Below are 18,472 nucleotides of genomic sequence, written 5' to 3' on the forward strand. Positions count from 1 at the left end.
ATAATTAAAAATTTCTCACAGTAACCCAGACTCCTCCATGAGCTCCAAGGCCACATCCAATCTTTCCCTTACACGTCTCGTGTTTCGATATTTCTTGAACTCTTCAATGCCAATAAATTCCGCCTTCGAAACAACAACATCCAATGACTTCAATCTAGATATCTCAATTTTCATAATCTTGTCGCCATCAAACAGCACCCAGTAAATATCCTCAGCCTGCTCTGGTATCCAATCCAGCACGAAAGCAGCCCTTAAATTTTCAGAAAATTTTCTCAACTCTCTGCCAATACCACCGGAATCCGTCATCGAGCATATTTTCTCAGACTCCTCAGAGAGCCTTGACTTTATTAAATCTCTTGATCTTGATTTCTTCATAATCATTTCATAGTTCCTGGAAACGCTGACACTAGATTTCCATACTCATCCGTCATAACAGTCACTATCGATGTTGGCTCAAAGTTGTTAAACTTGTCGACACCAATCACTCGCCCAACGTTGATCTCACGTATATACCTCAACCCATCGGAGCTCTCAACAACTCTAGAAACAGGAGTCGAAACTGTCTCTCGCCTTTGAAGAATATTGGTGAGATCACTTTCCGAGATCGTAAACTGGCTCGCATTAACGGTCGTATCGAAGTGCCGCTCCGCGACGTGCTCCAAGCCATCATTAGTCATATTGATACGCGACTGCACGCGACCGGGAATACTGTTGTTTGTCGAGTTGATACTTCTGTAGGCTCCTCCTCGGCCACCAGCGTCGCTTCCTGAGCCTTCGTCATTGGTGTTCGACAAAGTGACGTTCGGCGGCTGACTTCCCGACGTGCCTGGTGCGTTTGCGCCAAAGAGTCCGCAAATGAATGGTCCGATGGGTGTAGCGCAAATGATTGGCACCAGAAGTGACGACCCACCCGCCCCGCTTCGCGGGGGCCCATCGTTTGCCTCAACAATCAGCTTATTGGGGTCGGCCGGAGGTTGATCTCCTGACTGTTTTTGTTGCACCAGGAGTAGTTCGTTCTGGACGCGCGCACGGACATTCGACGGCGTCATTATCACGTCCAAAAGCTGCTCGACAAGCCCCTTCGCTCCCTTGTGCTGATCTGCATTATTCAGCGCTTCATTCTGGGCCCAGAATGCTCCAGCGTTGGCGTCTGCCCCTGCGCCCCCTGCGGAAAACGCCCCCGCCAATCCAGCCAGAATACTGAGCGCGGCACGCTCGGCAGTTTCCGATTCATCACCCGATCTCATTGCATTTACGAGGCTTGGCGCAAAGGCTGCACTCATTGAAGCACCAATTGCCCCGCCGGCACAGCCAGTTCCCAATGCGGCGCTACCGGCGCACCCCAGCGCTGCGTGTGCACCCAAATAGCCAAGTGTTCCCAAGCGATCCGTTCCAATATCCCCAATCTGGAACGCCAATGCCGCGCCGAGATTATTAATACCACTCGCCTTCAACGCATCAAGGAAGCTCCCCCCTTGAATCGTTGACTGCACCCCCGCCTGAATGGCTGACTGCGCCAATATGGCCACGCCCTGCGAGAGCAGCTTGTCGGCAGTGGTCGCAACCGCATTGCTCGCCGTTCCCGCCACATAGCTAGGATTGACCCCAACCAAGCTGCTTAGGCTGTTGCCCGCGCCACCCACATCGACAAATCCCAGGCCGTACTCGTTCGAGTAGGTGATGCCGTTGAGCAAGCCCGCCGTAATCGCGCTGGACAACCCGCTTGTCATCACCGAGCCGAAATCGATCGATCCCGTCATCACCAACTGCGAGAACGCCGAGCTCGTCATCGCCGTCATCGCTGCGCTCAACGCAATGTTGCCCAGACCCGCTCCTATCGCAACGCCTTCGGCGGTCGTCCCGGCCGCTGCCAAGAGCGTCGCCGTGCCTGCCGTGGCCCCGGCCATATTCCCGATCAGCGCCGAAAACATCGGCCCTGCCACCATCGAGAGCGCAACTGCTGAGACAATCATCCCAACCTGCTGAATCCCAAAGTCACCGCCCTGCTTCACGAAATCCGTGTGCAGGTCGTCTTTCAGTGCCTGCTTCAGGAAGTTCTCGCCCAACTGTGCCGACACGCCCGCGATAAACGCTTGCGTCGCGGCTTGGTCGACTTGGCCGTTCGGGTCTAAGAGTTGGAGTGCGCCGCCGATCTGGTTGAACTGCTCAACGTTCAGCGTCAGGCCGCCCGCTGCTGCGCTCATGAAGCCACCCGGTTGCACCATCGTGCCCGTGGTCTTCAGGTAGCCCGCGTCCTTGATGTAGCTCCAGATTTCACCGACATCGACCACGTTCGCGCGGTTTGTCAGCGTGCCGGTGTTTACCGTCAGCGTCCCGCCTGAGGTGATCGAGCCTGTGTTCAGGATGCTGCCGCCTGTCGCTGCGCTGCCGAAGTTCAACGACAGGTCATTGCTCGCGAGAATCTGCCCGCCCGCCGACAGCGCCGTGAAGTTCTCGGGCAAGTACACCTGCGGCATAAGCGCCGTGACCGTCGGGCACTTTGCGTTGCCCGTCGCAGCACATCCCGGCTCCGGTACCGTCTGCTCGACGTACCACAGCATCGGTTGCGACAAACCTGCGACCTGCTCAGGCGTCAGCGCCTGCCCCAACTGGATGTTGTTCGTCTTCGCGTACTCGACCGCGTTGCCGTATAGCACCAGCTTCTGCTGGTCGTTGACGGTAAGTTGTGACGTGCTGTCCGTCGACAACCCGTTGATGAAGCTCGCCTTGCCCGTTTGCATCAGGGCGGCTTGCTGGAGTTGGATGGCTTCTTGCTGAGGAGAGAAGTAGAACGTCGTCGTGCTAGGCTGCAGCGACGCGGGCAAGTTCGAGATCAGCACTTGCGGCGAAACCGGATCGAGCGTTGCGCCCAACCCGCCCACGACGTAGCTCGGGCCGTTCTGCTGGCCTGCAGCGCCTGTGAGGATCGACGACGTCGAACCACCAAGGCTCGCCGGAATCGTCAGATTCATACCACCGTTCGCCGGAGCCAGGCTGATCACTTGCGGTGCGTTGCCGACTTGCGGCGTGTACGTGTTCGCTGTCGTGATGCCGTTGACCAAGCTCGTACCCGTCAGCGACACCGACTGCCCCACCACGTTACCGACGTTGACGATCTGACCGCCTGACGTCACCGTCAGGTTCGGCGCTTGAATCGTCGCCGCGATGTTGCCCACCGGCGTCGGCGGGTTGATCACGCCACCCACGCTCGTGTAGGCATCCCCATACAGCGACGTACATTCCGCAGCGCTGCCGCAGCTCCACACATCGTGACGCTTGTCCGACTCGAACATGCCCGTCTCTTGCACCCAGTGCGAGTGCCAGTAGGCATTGAGCGTCTGCGCGCTGTTGACCACCGGACCGCTGACGTTGATCGTCGCGTTAAGCCCCGCCGTAATCAGGCTTCCGACGTTCGTCAGCGACCCGGCGTTGATCGTCAGATTGTTCCCCGCACCGATGATCGATGAGTTGCCCGACTGCTGATCGACGTACGCCTCGCAGTAGCTTTCCTTGTACCCCCCCGCCGTCATACAGCCCGAGTACTTTTCGAGCTTGCCGTAGTTCTCGTGCACCTGAACCGGCGGTGGCAGCGTGTTGGTGATGCCACCTGCGACGTTAAGCGTCAGGTTGTTGCCTGCAAGGATGTTGCCCGACGTATTGGTCAGCGAATCGGCCGCCGTCGTGCCCGTCGCGGACGAGCCAACCCCACCGATCACGAGATCGTGACCCGCGATCAGATCGCCGTATTTGTTGGTGATCGTGCCCGCGGCAATCGTAAGGTTGTTGCCTGCGATGATTGCTGCGTTGTTCTGCGCGTAGGTGAAGCTCGTGGTGTCGGGATTCTGCCCCCGGACATCGTTGCCTCGGTAGCAGGCAACGTTGCTCGTGCCCGGTGCACACCCCGCCTGAGACGTGAACTGCTGCGTATTGCCGCCCTGATTCGTGACGCTCGCCGCGAAGATATTGACGTTGTTCTGGGCATAGATCATGCCCTCGTTGACGAGATTGCCGCCGTAAAGGTTGATCGTGTTCGCTGCGGTGATCAAGCCGAGCGACGTCGACCAGGAAATGGTCGACGTTGAAGTCGGTGCCGCCGATCCTGTTGCAATGTTGAACGAAACCGTCTGGTGCGCGAGCTGTGCGTCAGACAAATTCCCGTTTTGATAGGCAGGAACCTCGATGGCACCCAGCGATGCAAGCTGCGCGAGGAAGGCAGAGTACTGCCCTTGATCGACCGCGTTCACCACCGAACTGGTGGTCGTGGGCGACACCGCGCCGTTAGCCATCGATCCGACGTTGAGCGTCAGATTGCGTCCCGCCGCGATCTGACCGCCCTTGTTTGACAGATTCGCCGTCGTCAGCGAGATGTCGCCTCCGGCGATCATCACGCCCGACGCCCCCATCTGCATCACCGTCGAGGTCTGGCTGACCGTCGGCAACGCGATCGCGATCGATGCCTGTGCCCCGGATATCGGGGTGGCGCTCATCATCCAGTAGTCATAATCGACGGGATTGTCCCCGATCATCCGGCTGCCGCGAAGCTTGTTCATGTAGAACGTTCCCGATCCGGTCACCGGTGCGGCCGTTCCTGCATCACAACTCACGCCGAAGGCGCCGTCGCACCGATCTCCCGTCCACGGGTTGATCCCTTCCGTCTTGCCTTCCAGCGTGACGCCCGTCGGCGAGAGCAAGTCACCGAGCGTCGCCGTGGACGACACGGTCATCCATCGAGGGTTCATGTCGCCCTCGCCGCCGGTCGGTGCAGACCAATCGCGAACCGTCGTGCCCCGCGTGCCGATCACGGCGCTCCAGATCAGACCCGGATCGATGACGGTCGTCGTCGTGGTCACGGCACCAGCCCCGGCCGCCTGATCGTTTATCACGGCCCCGGCGTTCACCGTCAGGTTATTGCCGGCGATGATCGTGCCGCCAATATTGTTCAGTTGCCCCGGCAACGTGAACGTGACATTGCCGGCCGCCTGTGTCTTCGCGCCCACGTTGGTGAAGTTGCCGCCCGTCGCCGACAGGTTCCGCTCCGCTTCCAGCAACCCGTTGTTGACGACATCGCCCGTCATCGACAGATCGCGACCCGCGTGAACCGAAGCGCCCGCGCCATTGAGCAGCGCCGCGTTCACCGTCACGTCGCCGCCCCCGACCACATTGCCGGCATTGGTGAACCAACCCTGGCTCGCCAGCGTCAGCGAACCGTCGCTCTGCAACGTTCCGCTGTTGTTGAACGAGTTCAGGCCGGTGAGCACAGCATTGAGCGCGCCGATCTGCAACGTACCGGAATTGGTGATCGCGTTCGCCGTGATCGACAGCGTGCTGCCCGCTTGCAAAGCCCCCCCGGTGGCATCGAATACCGCCGAGCGCATCAGTGCCGACAACTCGCGCGTGGCAGCAAGCTCTCCGCCCGCGTTCGTGACCGTACCGCCGCCCGTCACCGTCAACGCAAGATCCGCACTCGCCGGTGTCGCGCCCGTCACGTCGCCCGCGAGGATCATGCCGCCGTTGTTGTTCAACCCGCCGACATTGAGCGTGACGCCGTTCGCCCCAAGCACCGTCCCCGTGTTGGTGAGCGCGCCGCCCGCTGTGACGGACGTCGTGCTGCCGTTCATCAACCCGTTATTGACGACGTTGCCGGTGGACGTCAGCGTCAGTGCCTTCGTCGACGCCAGTTGCCCTTTCGCCTCGTTGACGATGCCGCCCGCCGTCACCGACAACGGCCCGGCGCTCAGCACCGATGCCCCCGCCGAGTTGGTGAACGTGCCTGCGCCTGCATTGAAGGTCGTCGCGCCATTGACGAGCGCGAGGCCGTGCGTCCTGATCCACTGCGTCGCGGTCACATCCAGCGCGCCACCGATGATCATCGCGCCCGTGTCGATGCGTGCGCCGCTCAGCTTCGCGTCCTGAGTGACGAAGAGTTGCCCGCCGCTTGCATCGAGCGCACCGGTTGCCGTGACAGTGAAGGATTTGGATGCCGTCGTAGCGCCGTTGATGACGACGTTGCCGCCATCGAGCGCCATGTCGCCGACGACGGTGTTGGTACCGCCCAGCGTGAGCGTCTGTCCCGCACGCAGCGAAACCGTGTCGTTGCCGGAGACGTTCGCGACGCTGAGGTTGCCGTTCTGCGCGGTCAACGTCATCGCGCCCATGCTCGACAAGCCTTGCAGCGCCGTCAGGTTCGTCGCAGCGGTCATGTCGAGCGTGCCGCCGACGAGCACCTTGTCCACCGTCAGACTGCCCGACGTGCTGGTGAGCGACGCCTTACCCATCGAGGTCAATGCGCCAAGCAACGCGTCGCCTGCCGACGTCACCTTCACATCGCCTGCCGTATCCACACCGCCTAGCGTCAGCTTGCCGCCGGACGTGATCGCGACGTCCTTACCGAACGTCAGCGCACCGTTGCTTCCCGTGATGTCGCCACCGGATTGCAGCGTCGCCGTGCCCTTGCCGATGAGATGACCGCCCAGTGCCATCTTGGTACCGGACGTCAGCAACGTGTCGCCGTTGACATGCGCAGCCCCCATCGTCAGCGCACTGCCCGCCTTCGCCGTGAAGTTCTGGATCGCAGTAACGGGGCCGGCCAGTGTGACATTGCCTTGCGTCGCGGTCAGTGCGATGTCCTGATTCGCCGACAGCGCGCCGGTCACCGACAGGTCGCGTGCGGCCGTGACGCTCACGCCCTCACCCGCTGTCACTGCGCCGCCGAGCGTCACATCACGTCCCGCATTGATGGTCAAGCTCGTGCCCGTGCCGACATCACCCGCAACGCGAACGTCACCCGCACCGCCCGCCGTGAGCATGGCTGACTTGCCCGCCTGGATGGCGCCCGCGATCAGGTCGCCTGTCGTCGTCATCGTCAGGGCATCGCCTGCGACGATGGCTCCCGTGACTTGCGTCGCACCTCCTGATAGCGTGGTCAAGCCACCATTGCCGAACGTGAGCGACGCAGCGCTGAGCTTGCCACCCGCCGTCAGCAACCCGGCAACAGCATCTGCGACAACGCTGCGCACATGGCCCAGCGTCATATCGCCGCCTGACGTCAGACGCACCAGACCGTTGGCCGTCGTGTCGCCTTGCATCGTCAGCGACTTGCCCGCGTTGACGGTGACGTCACCCTGCGCACCCGTATTGCCCGTCGTGATCGCACCGTTCGCCGCCGTCAGCGTGAGATTGCGCTCGGAAGCCGTATCGCCTTGCAGACGAATGTCGCCCGTCGAGGCAGTCACCGTGACGTTGTCGCCACCGACCGTCTTTCCGGTCACGGCGACGTCGTGCGCGCCAGTCAGTGTCACCGTGCCGAGTACGACCGCGTCGCCAGTGATGACCACATCGCCGCCGTCCGCCGTTACCGTCAGTGCCTTGGTCGCCTGCACGTTATGCAGGCCCGCGTTGTTCGCGGCGTGGACGTCGACGTACTGGCCGGATAATGCGCCCGTGAGCGCCGTGTTGCGTCCGGCGTCTAGCGTGACGTCGCCGCCGAACAATGCCGTGCCGTCTCCGAGGACGTCGCGACTGGCGCGCAACGCACCGATGCCCTGCACGTTGGTTTGCCCAGTCAGCGTGAGATCGTTGGCAGCAGCAGCGCGCAAGTCGCCTTGCACGCTCAGCTTGCCGCCCAGCGTTGCGTTGCCCGCGCTCGTCGCCAGCAGCGCACCCGCTGTCGTCACGTCACCACTGATGGCGAGGTCGCCCATCCGCGTGATCAACGAGAGATCGCTCATCGTGAGCGCCGTACCCGTCACCGACAGATTGCGTTGTGCGGCCAGTTCGCACGCCGCACCGCACGCCAGGCTGCCTGCAAGGAGGATGTCGCGCGCAGCCGTCGCCGAGAACGCATTCGGCGACGACACCGCGCCGTTGAAGACGATGTCGCCCGGACCGCCCAGCGTACCCGCCGCGCCGGTCGTCGTGACCTTGATGCCGGTGGCCGAGTTGAGGACGCCGAAAGTCGCGTTGCCACCGGCCGTCGCGTCGATGGCATTCGCCTGCACACCGCGCGCGAGTCGCGTGTCGCCCGCCGACGCGAGCGTGGCGTTGCCCGTGAAGACAGCCTTGCTGCTGCCGTCACCGGTGTCGAGCAACGTACGGCCTGCCGTCAGGTTCGCGTTCACGCCGAGCAACACGGCACCGAGTTGCAGATCGCGTCCGGCGTTGATCGTGACGTCGCGCAATGCACTGGTCGACTGACCCAGCGTGACGTCTTGCGCTGCGTTGAACAAGAGATTCGCCCCGCCACTCACACCGCCGGTCGCGCGAATGCTGCCGCCGTGCGCCGTCAGGTTGGCGTCGCCTACCGACTGGATCGCGCCGCCCACGACTATGTCGCGTTGCGCGTCGAGCGTGGTGCCCGCGCCGCCGCCGAGCGTGCCTGCCACGTTGATGTCGCGCGCGGCCTGCAACGATACGGTGCCCGGTGCGCCGGATTCGCCATTGACGACGATGTCGCCGCCGCCTGCGAGGCCTTTTGCAGTCAACGTCAATGCGCCGGTCGACTGTGCATTTTTGACGGTGACGCTGTTGCCCGCAACAACCGTCAGACCACCGCCCTGCAACAAGCCGCTCTGGTCGACGTCGCGCGCGGCGCTCACGTCGAGCGCACCGGTGAACGATGCCGAACCCGCGCCGCTTACGTCGCGGCCTGCATCGATGCGTCCGGTGCCTTGACCGTTCAGCGCGCCCTGCACGAGCGTGTCGCGCCCCGAGGTCAGCGTCGTGTTGCCCGCAACGGCCGTCTGCCCGCCCATGACGACATCCGTCCCTGCCGACACGGTCAGCTGTCCGCCCACGCCGAGCTTGCCCTGCGTGTCGACGTTGACACTACCTTGCGTCGCCGTCAGCGTCGCGTCCTTCGCCGAGCGGACCGTGCCCGTGATATTGACGTCGCGTGCGCCGGTGAGCGAGGCATCTTCGCCCGTCTGCAAGGTGCCTGCGACAGTGACGTCGCGCGCGCCCTTCAAATTGACAGCGCCGACCACGCTCGACTCGCCGTTGACGACGACGTCACCACCGCCGGCACTGCCGTCGGCCGATACCGAGAACAAGCCATTGGACGTGACGCTGGAGACCGTCGCGCTGTTGCCCGCCGTCACGCTCACACCGTTACCCTGTAAAACGCCGGACAGGTTGACATTGCGGTTCGCGCCGAGCGTCGCGGTGTTGGTGAACGCCGACGCCCCTGCGCCGACGAGATCGCGTCCGGCTTGCAAGACACCGGCGAGGCCGACCAGCGCGCCGTTCAGCACGATGTCCTGTCCTGCGGTGACCGTGGCGTTGCCGATGGCGCTCGTCTGCGGTGCGCCGAGCGTCACGGATTGCCCGGCGGTCAATGCGAGCTGACTATTCGTGCTCAGATTCGCCGTCGTGTTCAGATTGCCCGACGTCGCGGTAATCGCCACGTCGCCGACTGCCGCCACGCCACCGTCGAGTTGCGCATCGCGTTGTGCCGTGATGACTAGCTTGTCGTTCGCTTCAATCTTGCCCGTGCTCTCAATGGCGACATCGCGTGCGGCATTGAACGTCGCCACGCCGAAGGACGCCAACGGTCCGGCCACGCGAATGTCGCCGCTGCCGTCGAGACCGCGCGCCAGCACGTCGAGCGTGCCGCCGGTCTGGACATCGCCCAGCGTGACCGCGTTGCGGCTCGTGACGACGAGGTTCGCCGTCTGCAACTTGCCGCTCAGCGTGGCGTTCGCACCGGACGTCAGCCAGGTGTCGCCGAGGAAATGCGCGCCACCGCCGATGTCGAGATTGCCACCTGCGTCGAGCTTGCCAGTGAGTTGACCGGACACGTTGCCCGTCACGCGCATGTCACCGCCGGATTGCAGGGCGACGTCGCCCGCCGCGGTCGCGGCACCTGCTACGTCGAGCGTCGTACCGGCATTCGTTTTGAGATCGGCGCTCGCCTGAATCGTGCCGGGGACGGTGACGGCATTGCCCGCAGCGATCGTCAGCGGATTCCCGGTGCCCGCCGTTTGAAGCGAGCCTGCGACGTTGACGTCGCGCGAAGCGTTCAGCGTCACAGCATCCGCACCCGCCGTGGTGCCGTTCACGAGAATGTCGCGCGCTGCCGTGAGCGCCGCCGCGCCGTAAAACGAGACCTTGCCTTGCAGGGCGATGTCACCGCCGCCTGCATTGCCCAACGCACGCAATGCGGCGACACCCGTGCTCTGCGCATCGGCCAGCGACAGTCCGTTCGCGGCTTCGACGTCCAATCCACCTGCGAGCAACGCCCCGGTCAGCGAGATGTCGCGCCCGGCACGCAATGTGGCATCCATGCCGAAAGCGAGCCTGCCTTTGCCCGTGATGTCGCTGCCTGCGCGCAGCGTCGCGTCGGCTTGCCCGAGCAACGTGCCGTCGACGTTCAGCGTTTCACCCGCGCTCAGGTGCGCGGTGCCGCTCGACGCCACATCGCCCTGTACGTCGAGACGGCGATTCGACGTCATGTCGAGTTGCGCGCCGGACGCCAGCGTCCCATCGATGCGCGTGTCACCACCCGATTGCGTCGATACCGCGCCATGGCCCGTCAGTCTTGCGGCCTGCGCGATCTGGAAATCGCCACCCGCAACGACGGACACGTTGCCGTTGGCCCCCGTGCTGTCCGACACGACGAGACTGCGCGCCGCGTTGGCGACGAGCGCGCCGCCCACGGTCACAGGGCCCGTCAGACGGATGTCGCCCTGCGCAGCGTCCTGCGTCGAGAGCGAAAGATCGCCGCCGATTTGCGCCTCGTTCAGCGCAAGTCCCTTCGTTGCGGTCAGCGCGGTGTTACCGTTCGACTGAAGGTTGGCGAGCGTGAGATTGCCGCCCGCCTGCACGTCCATTGCTTTGCCCGATTGCAGCGAACCGGCCGACGTCACATCGCCGCTCGCCGTCAGCCGATAACCGTTCTCGCCGAGTCCCGTGCCGCTGAGCGCGACATTACCCGCACTCGTTATCTGCACCTGCTGCTGCGCCGCGTGGTTGGCGACGGTCAGATCGCCGCCCGACGAGAGCGTGAGGTCGCCGGTCGTCGACGCGAGATCGCCCGCCATGCGCACACCAAGGCCAGCCGTCGTGCCGATGACCTGAATCTGCCCGGCGGTCATCGCGCCGAAGCGCGTCGCGTCGATGGCGAACGCCTGCGCGTTGCCCGTAGCGCTCTGAATGGCTTGCGCCGTATTGGCCGTGCCGTTTGCCGACGTGATGTAGCGCGTACCCGTGCCGTCGACTGCCTCTGTCAGCACCTGCTGATTTCCGGTGATGACGTTAATGCGCGTGCCCGCATACAACGGCGCGTTGATGCCGACCGTCTGACCGATGAGATCGATAGCGCCGACGGTGCCTTCGATGCCGCTGCCGGGGCCGGTCATTCCCGCATTCCCTTCCAGCTGGATATGGCCGCCGGTGACGTTGTAGCCGAGCGCGTTGGCGTTAGCGAAATCGGTAGGCGTGCCGCCCGGCCCGGAGAGGAATTGCGGTGTCCCCGTCGTCAGTGTCACGCCGATGGTGTTGGTGAAGCCCGCGCCGCGCACGGAAATGCCGTTCGGGTTCGCAATGATCACCGTGGCGGGCGCGCCGAACACTTCGAGCGGGCCATTGAGCGCGGAGGCATAAGCGCCGCCCGACGACGTCACCTGGTTGACGATGGTGCTCGCGGTGCGGCCCGACAGATTCGGGTTCGCGGCCATCGTCCCGCCGTTGAGCGACGTGCCGTTGAGAAGGCTGTTGTTGAGAATCAGTCCGGCAGCATCGACGTTGAAGCTCTGGTACTGGTTGAGCGAAATGCCCGCTGCGTTGGGGGCCGTGATATTGACGACGGGCACGCCGTTACCGCTCGTCGTGATCTTCGGTGCGAAGACCACCGGCGCCGTCGGATCCGTAATCGGCGCCGCCGACGCCGCCTGCATGCCGACACGAAGACGCAACGACGCGAGCGAGCGCAGCACTGCCAGGGCGGTTTCGTCGAAGCCTGCTCTACCGGTCGCGTTGGCGGCCAATTCGCGAGCGGCCGACTGGCTCAGCTCGAACGTCACGGAGATCGGGCTGATGAGCAGCGTCAGCGCAACGCACGCCGCAATGGCGCGCTGCCACACTCGAATCGCGGGCTTCTCCGGGAAGTGGGAATCCATAGCCTCGTCGTCGACATTCATCGACTGATGTGCGTTTTCCCCAACTTCGGTGATTCCTCGCGAAGATGCGTTCATGACGTGACCTGTTCGTTCTTTGGACGTGTGTAGCGCGAGACCGCCACGCAACATGCGGCGGCTCGATGACCTGCTCACTGCTAACCGCCGACGACTGCGCGCGGCGAACCGCGACTCGGCGAAACGCGACAAGGTCGAACGACGCCCGGCGGGGCGGCTCGACCGCGCCCGGCGTCGATCGATGACTCCCGGATTACTGCTGGATGCGTGCGCTCTTGACGAGATCGCCAATCATTTGCGCCGTGGCTTTTTCCATCGCCACCTGCTCGAGTTGCTTGCGCAGCAACGGTGCGCTCTCTTCGAACTTCGGGATCTGCGTGGCGCGCCTGTCATCGACGCGCAGAATCCAGAACTGCTCGCCGACCTTCAGGGGCTCGGCGGACACGCTGCCCTTGGGCAGCTTCACCAGCGCTTCGGCGATCGGCTGCGGCCAGTTCTGCGTATTGCCTGCCGTGATCGGCGTCTTGAACGACACCCAGTTCAACTGGCCGCCCTGCGCAGCGTTCGGCCCCTGGCTGTACTGACGCGCCAACGCCGCGAAATCGCCCCCCTTCCGGATCTCGTCGAGCACGGTCTGTGCCGTGGCGGCATCGCGCACAGCGATCACGCTGGCGTGATATTCGTTCTCGCCCAGCGAGGCGACCACGGCGTCGTACTTAGCCTTGATGTCGGCATCGGTCACCGGGGCGGCCTTCGCATGCTCGGTCATGTAGGCGCGCGTGACGATCACCGTCTTTGCGGCTTCCAGCGCAGCCTGCACTTCCGGGCGCGTCTCGTAGTGCTGCCGGAGCGCCGCCTGCCTGAGCAATTCGTTCGCGATCAGTTGCCCCTTGAACAGCTCGCGCAATTGCGCGCTGTCCGGCTGGCCGCTCGCCTTGACCATCGCGTCCACCGACGCTTTCGGAATCCCGACATCGTTGACGCTCGCGACGACATCGGCGCCCAGCGGCTTCGGCGCGGCAGTCCTGCTGTCGACCTTCTCCCCGGCTTTCGTCTCGGACCGACTGTCGGTCCTGGCCGCCTTGGCTGCCATCGCCGGCGCCATCGCAACGCTCAGCGCCACCCATACGCCCGTAGCACCCGCCACACCCCACCCCCGGATGAACTTCGCTTTCATTGACATCTCTCCCACAACGTTGGCAGGCGCCGCGAGCGAATGGCCCTTACGCCTGCGTTTTCACAATTCATCCCGCCCAGTTGAGCGTGACGAGCACGACACTGCCCTTCGGGCCGAGCGACGCGGGCTGCACCAGTGCGCGCCCGGCCATCAGCTCGCCCGAGAACGTCTGCCCCCGGAACTGCCATTGCGCACGCACGCCGACTCCCGCGCCGATCAGCGTCGGCCAGCCGGGCTCGGCCACCAGGTGAGCCTTGCCGCCGTCGAGGAACGCGTAAGGCTCCCAGCGCAGTCCCTGCCATACCGGGGCATTGGCCCAGACGGCCTCGTTCCGGAGATAGAAGCCGCTGTCGCCGGCAATGCCGCCCTGCATGAAGCCGCGGACCGAGTCCGAGCCGCCGAGGAAAATCTGGGCGTTGCCAAAGAGCGCCACGGCGCTGTATTGGCCGGTGAACGTGGTACGCCACGCCCATTGCGTGGGGCCGATTCGCGCGAGCGGCATTTGCACCGTCGTGCCGGCGTCCACCTTGGTGAACTGCGCATGCGCGTCCGGCTTCTGGATACCGTCGAAGTCGCGCGTGGCATCGAACCACGGCAGGCCTTGCGAGACGCCTAGCGACGCGGTCAACGCGCCCGGCTGCCCGTTTCGGGTGAATCGCCAGAGTCCGGAGATTCCGACACGCAGGATCGTGAGCGCCTGCGGGGACAGCGGAATGTCGTTGACGTCTCGCTCGGTGGACAGCTTGGTGAGCGTGGCGTCCAGACTCACGCGTTGCGACGCCGATCGCCTGAGCACGGTGTTGCAGCCGAAAATCTGACTGAGGGTGCGGCCGTAGAGCAGCGCGGTGTCCCCGATGATCTGCTGGTATTCGGAGAGCGCCGCCGTGTAGCTGAACGTTTGATAGCCGTAGGGAACGGCAGCCGAGACGACGAGCGCGTTGCTGTCGCGCGTGCCGGTGTAGGCCAGGCTCAATGACTCCTGCAAGCCGATGACGTTGCCGGCGTCCACGGATGCCCGCGTGCGCCACCGTCCCGTTGCCGTGCTGCCGTAGTTGTCCAGGCCAACGTTGTAGTTGAGGCGGCTACCGAAGGGGTTCTGAATCGCGATGATGGACTCGCCAGGCGCTTGCCCCGGCAATATCTGGATCTGCGCCTGATTGCGGCGCAGCCGGTTGATCTGGTCGACACCCTGTTCGAGCGCGGGCAGCGTAAGCACATCGCCGACCGATGCGGGGAAGGCCCACGCGGTGCCCGCGTCCGTGAGCAGCCCTCCCCCGTCGCCCGGCTTGCCCTGTCCCGCCGGACGCAACGCACCGCCGTTCAACGTGAAGCCGCTGATTCGCCCCGCGACGAGCGTAATAGCCAGCGTCCCGGAGGACAGATTCTGCGGCGTGGCGAGATAGGCACGCGTGGTGATGAGCCCGTCCGCCACGAATGCCTCCGTCAGGCGACGCAGCAGCAGATCGATGCGGCGCCGACCAAGGGCCTTGTGCAGGAATGGCGCGCAGATCTCGTCGAGGCGCGACGGCGCGAGCACCGCGTCGCCCCGGAACACGATCCGATCGATGCGAAAGGTCGGCTCCGGGTCGGGCAGGGTATCGACGTCGGCGTTCGCGGGCAGATCGGGAACCCCGGGCGCGGCCGCGGGCGACGTCTCGATCTGTGCGGGCCCACGATCGAGCTCGCGTTGCAGCGCGTTGTTGCGTTGCTCTTCCAGCAGTCGTTGTCCGGGATCCTGCTGCGGGGCCATGCCCGGCGGCAACGCCGGTACCGGTGGCGTTTGCGAGAACGCGACGCTAACGGTCCCCGTGAACACCAGCGCCGCGGCCCAGACACGTGTGGCGATCGTTGAGCGTATCGTCATAGCCCGAACCACGTGGTCAGGCCAAGGTGCGTGCCGATGCGTGCCGGTTCACGGTACGGCACGTAGGCCGTCTCGATGCCCTGCGCCGCCTTCACCCCCCTGGCCCCGGTGATCACGCCGCCCTTGATCAAGCCGCGCCCCGTCAGCACGACTTCGCCCGAGGCGGCGGAGAACAGACCGCCGTCGTTTTGGGCATAGATGGCGGCCCAGTGATTGCCGAACCAGGCCTTCAGGCCACGCGTGCCGTTGTAGGCCGTATACCCGAGCAGGCCCTGCGCGGTGACGAGCGGGGCGTCGACCGTCAGATTGCCGGACCACGCGATCACGTTGCCGCCAACGTTGCTGGCGCTTTGTCCGGCACGCAGTGCAATGCTCCCGGCCGCCTGCATCTGCCCACCGTATGAAGTCGTCGTGCTGGACGCCTCCGCCTTGCAGACAATGAAGCACGAACGCCGATACGACGCCTGTCCCGCCATGACCGCCTGATTGACGAACTGATCGGTCGCCGTCACCTGAATGTTCCCGCCATTGGTCAGCACGGTGCCGCCGGTGTTGAAGACATTGCGCCCGGAGAGGGTGACGTTGCCGGCGTCGGCAATGATGTAGGACAGTTGCCCCGGTGCCGGGATCGCGCCGTAGTCGACTGAGAAGCCTTCGTCGCGCGTGGAAAAGAGCAACCAGCGCCGGCCGCTGTTCGCATAGGCCGTCGCGACACCGCCATTTGCACCATCGAGATGCGAAATGGCATTGCTCAGGTCGCCCTGCGCCTGCATCGACACCGACTGATTCGATTCGATGCGGGCGTTCAGATTGACGATATCGCCGGCAGCGTGCATCACGACGTCGTCGTTCACACCGAACACCACACCGAACGCACCGCCCGGGCGGGACACGTCGGAGGTGTTGGTAATGGTGCCGGTGGCGTCGAGGGTGACCGCGCCCACCGACGTCGTCATCGCCGTATCGCGCGTCACGCCCTGGATCAGGCTGCTGACATTGGTGATGTCACCCTGACTGGTGATAACGACACCGCTGCGCTGGGACACCAGCGTCGATTGCGTGGCGCCGGCGTTGGCGATACGCACGCCGTGGCTCGAAAGCCGAATCGACCCGCCGGTCAGCACCGCCGCGCCCTGCAGGGTGGTCTGTCCTGCCGACTGCCAGGAGAGGTTGTTCGCGACATCGATCCGGCTCGACGGCGCCAGCAGCACATCGCCAGCGGCGGTCAGCGAGAAATCCCCGGCGTTGGCCATCATCGATCCGGCGTGGCGCACGCCGGCGCCGAGATCCGTCGTCAACAGCTGGATGCGCCCGGACGTGATGCTGCCGAACGGCTCGACGTCGAGCGCGATGGCATCGGGGTTCGCCTGCTGCCGGCTCGCGAGCGTGACCCAGTCGTTGTTGTTGTCGTCGGGCGAGAAGCCGGTGTTGAGCGACACCCGGCTGCTGCCCGCAATCACGCGCACGTAAGCGGTAGGCGACGAGAAGTCGTTGGTGATCGGCGCGCTCACCCTGACCGTCCTCGCGATGAGCTCCAGGCCGATGAGCGTTCCCGCGAGCCCGCCGCCCGCGACTTCGATCGTGCCGCGACCGGTGTCGAGCACGACGTTGCGCTGATACACGCCGGGCGCGACGAGGACGTCGCTGAACGACACTTGTCCGGTGCTCAACGCGACGTGGCCGGTGTTGACGAAGGTACCGCCATTGACCGTGATGCCGTTGGGATTCGCGAGCACGACGTTCGCTCGCGGTCCCGCCACGGCGATCTGGCCCTGAATCAGGCTGGGGGCGGTACCCGTCACTTCGTTGACGATGGTGCGCGCGTTGACCCCGCTGTTGTTGAGGGTCGCCCCGGCGCGATCGACGCTGAAGCTGGCGTAGGTGTTATGGGACACCCCGCGCACTGGCGGTGCGATCGCGACGTTCTGGCGTCCATCGGCGCCAATGGTGACGGACGTCGCCGTGCCGCCGTCGGGAACGATGCCCGCGGCACGGCAATGCGCGGCCGTGGCGAGTACCGTCGCCAGGCCGAAGCCGAATACCCGTCTTACCGTTTGACGCGTCTGAGACGCCCGAAACCGCTGAATCCCCGAACCGTGTGAAGTGTGCCCGTCAATCCCGCCGGCCAACGGCGAGACTTCGCGCGTTGATTGCCAAGGCATCTGATCTTTCGTTTTTCTGGTTGTCGTAACGCTCGCAACATCCAAAGGCCGCAGCGGGCATGGCCATCGCCCTGCCCCATGCGTTCCCCGAACGGCGCCCCGCGCGCCGGCTATCGTGTCGTGCCGACTTTGCGCAAAGTGCCGCGCCCTTCGAATTCCTAGCCGGTGAGAACCGGCCCAGACAGAGCATTACGGAAGGGTTCCGAAATTTCTTTAAGTTATCGATCGAAGTTTTCCGATCCCGGACCTTCAGCGCCACGAAAATGCGAAAGAATTCCCAGCGAGAGCCTTGCCGATAAAGGCCCACACTCACCCAAAAAGAAATATTAAACGTACCGTTGATATATTTTCATTATCTAAAATCGGCGTCCGAATTATCAGGAAACCACATCAATTTTATTCGTTCGATAAAGGCTTGCCTGATGAAAACCGCCCCCGCCAATCCTGGCCGCCCCATCAATATCGACGGACTCCGAACCTTCATCCTGCTGACTCACCAGCCCCTTCACATCTCGTCGACGGCTGTCGCGGCGGTAGGCTGACCGTCGTGTTGCTCCAGGGAGAAACGATTACGGGTGTCCACATAGAAGCTCGCGCCGAAACGCCCTACGGGGAAGTAGTTCTGCAACCGGACCCGCCAGGTTTCGGTGTCGATCAGCTCGTCGCGCGCGTGCATGCGCTCCACACGCCCGATGAAGATGTGGCGGCTCGGCGTCTCCAGCGTCTCCCACAACGTGCACTCGAACGCCACCGGCGCCTGCGCGATGCGCGGTGGCGCGACGAGACGGCTCGCCACCGGCGTGAATCCCGCATGCGTCAGTTCGCTCTCGGTCGGCGGCAAGCGCTCGCCGCACGCATGCATGCGTGCAGTCATCGCCTCATCGGTGAGATGCACGACAAACTCCCGATCCCGGAGAATGTTGGTGGCGGTGTCCTTGAGGGAATCGTCGTCGAGCCGGTTGATCGACAGCATCACGATCGGCGGTTCCTCGCCAAGCATGTTGAACATCGAGAACGGGGCGGCGTTGATGGCGCCGCCTTCGTTGATCGTCGTGACGAGCGCGATTGGACGCGGCACGATCAGGCTGGCCATCAATTTGTAGCGCTGGTAAGCGGTGATTTCCCGAAAGTCGATTTCCAT

At 64.0% G+C, this 18,472-nt stretch carries 6 protein-coding genes; all 6 read right to left on the reverse strand.

What is annotated here, in order from left to right:
* Window positions 1–15: 15 nt before the first annotated feature.
* Window positions 16–381, reverse strand: a complete 366-nt coding sequence (locus PMO31116_RS03575; protein ID WP_150565534.1) for a hypothetical protein — start codon at window positions 379–381, stop codon at window positions 16–18.
* A complete protein-coding gene (locus PMO31116_RS03580) occupies window positions 378–12,188 on the reverse strand; it encodes a two-partner secretion domain-containing protein (RefSeq protein WP_174970829.1) in 11,811 nt (3,936 codons plus the stop codon). The genes PMO31116_RS03575 and PMO31116_RS03580 overlap by 4 nt, the downstream gene beginning before the upstream one ends.
* A 193-nt stretch (window positions 12,189–12,381) precedes the next feature.
* The gene (locus tag PMO31116_RS03585) at window positions 12,382–13,305 is read right to left on the reverse strand and encodes a peptidyl-prolyl cis-trans isomerase (protein WP_150565536.1); all 924 of its coding nucleotides are present in this window, start codon (window positions 13,303–13,305) and stop codon (window positions 12,382–12,384) included.
* Between the two features lie 67 nt (window positions 13,306–13,372).
* A complete protein-coding gene (locus PMO31116_RS03590) occupies window positions 13,373–15,169 on the reverse strand; it encodes a ShlB/FhaC/HecB family hemolysin secretion/activation protein (RefSeq protein WP_150565537.1) in 1,797 nt (598 codons plus the stop codon).
* The gene (locus PMO31116_RS03595; RefSeq protein ID WP_150565538.1) at window positions 15,166–17,331 is read right to left on the reverse strand and encodes a filamentous hemagglutinin N-terminal domain-containing protein; all 2,166 of its coding nucleotides are present in this window, start codon (window positions 17,329–17,331) and stop codon (window positions 15,166–15,168) included. Before PMO31116_RS03595 ends, PMO31116_RS03590 begins: the two co-directional genes overlap by 4 nt.
* Before the next feature lie 505 nt (window positions 17,332–17,836).
* Window positions 17,837–18,472, reverse strand: a complete 636-nt coding sequence (locus tag PMO31116_RS03600) for a flavin reductase family protein (protein ID WP_150565539.1) — start codon at window positions 18,470–18,472, stop codon at window positions 17,837–17,839.

Origin of the sequence: Pandoraea morbifera (genome assembly GCF_902459575.1) — a bacterium.
GTDB lineage: Bacteria > Pseudomonadota > Gammaproteobacteria > Burkholderiales > Burkholderiaceae > Pandoraea > Pandoraea morbifera.

What these genes read in the sequence shown, in the direction of transcription:
- PMO31116_RS03575 (WP_150565534.1), bottom strand. Translation starts at nt 381, where the DNA reads ATGATTATGAAGAAATCAAGATCAAGAGATTTAATAAAGTCAAGGCTC.
- PMO31116_RS03595 (WP_150565538.1), bottom strand. Translation starts at nt 17,331, where the DNA reads ATGCCTTGGCAATCAACGCGCGAAGTCTCGCCGTTGGCCGGCGGGATT.
- PMO31116_RS03585 (WP_150565536.1), bottom strand. Translation starts at nt 13,305, where the DNA reads ATGAAAGCGAAGTTCATCCGGGGGTGGGGTGTGGCGGGTGCTACGGGC.
- PMO31116_RS03590 (WP_150565537.1), bottom strand. Translation starts at nt 15,169, where the DNA reads ATGACGATACGCTCAACGATCGCCACACGTGTCTGGGCCGCGGCGCTG.
- PMO31116_RS03580 (WP_174970829.1), bottom strand. Translation starts at nt 12,188, where the DNA reads ATGAACGCATCTTCGCGAGGAATCACCGAAGTTGGGGAAAACGCACAT.
- PMO31116_RS03600 (WP_150565539.1), bottom strand. Translation starts at nt 18,472, where the DNA reads ATGGAAATCGACTTTCGGGAAATCACCGCTTACCAGCGCTACAAATTG.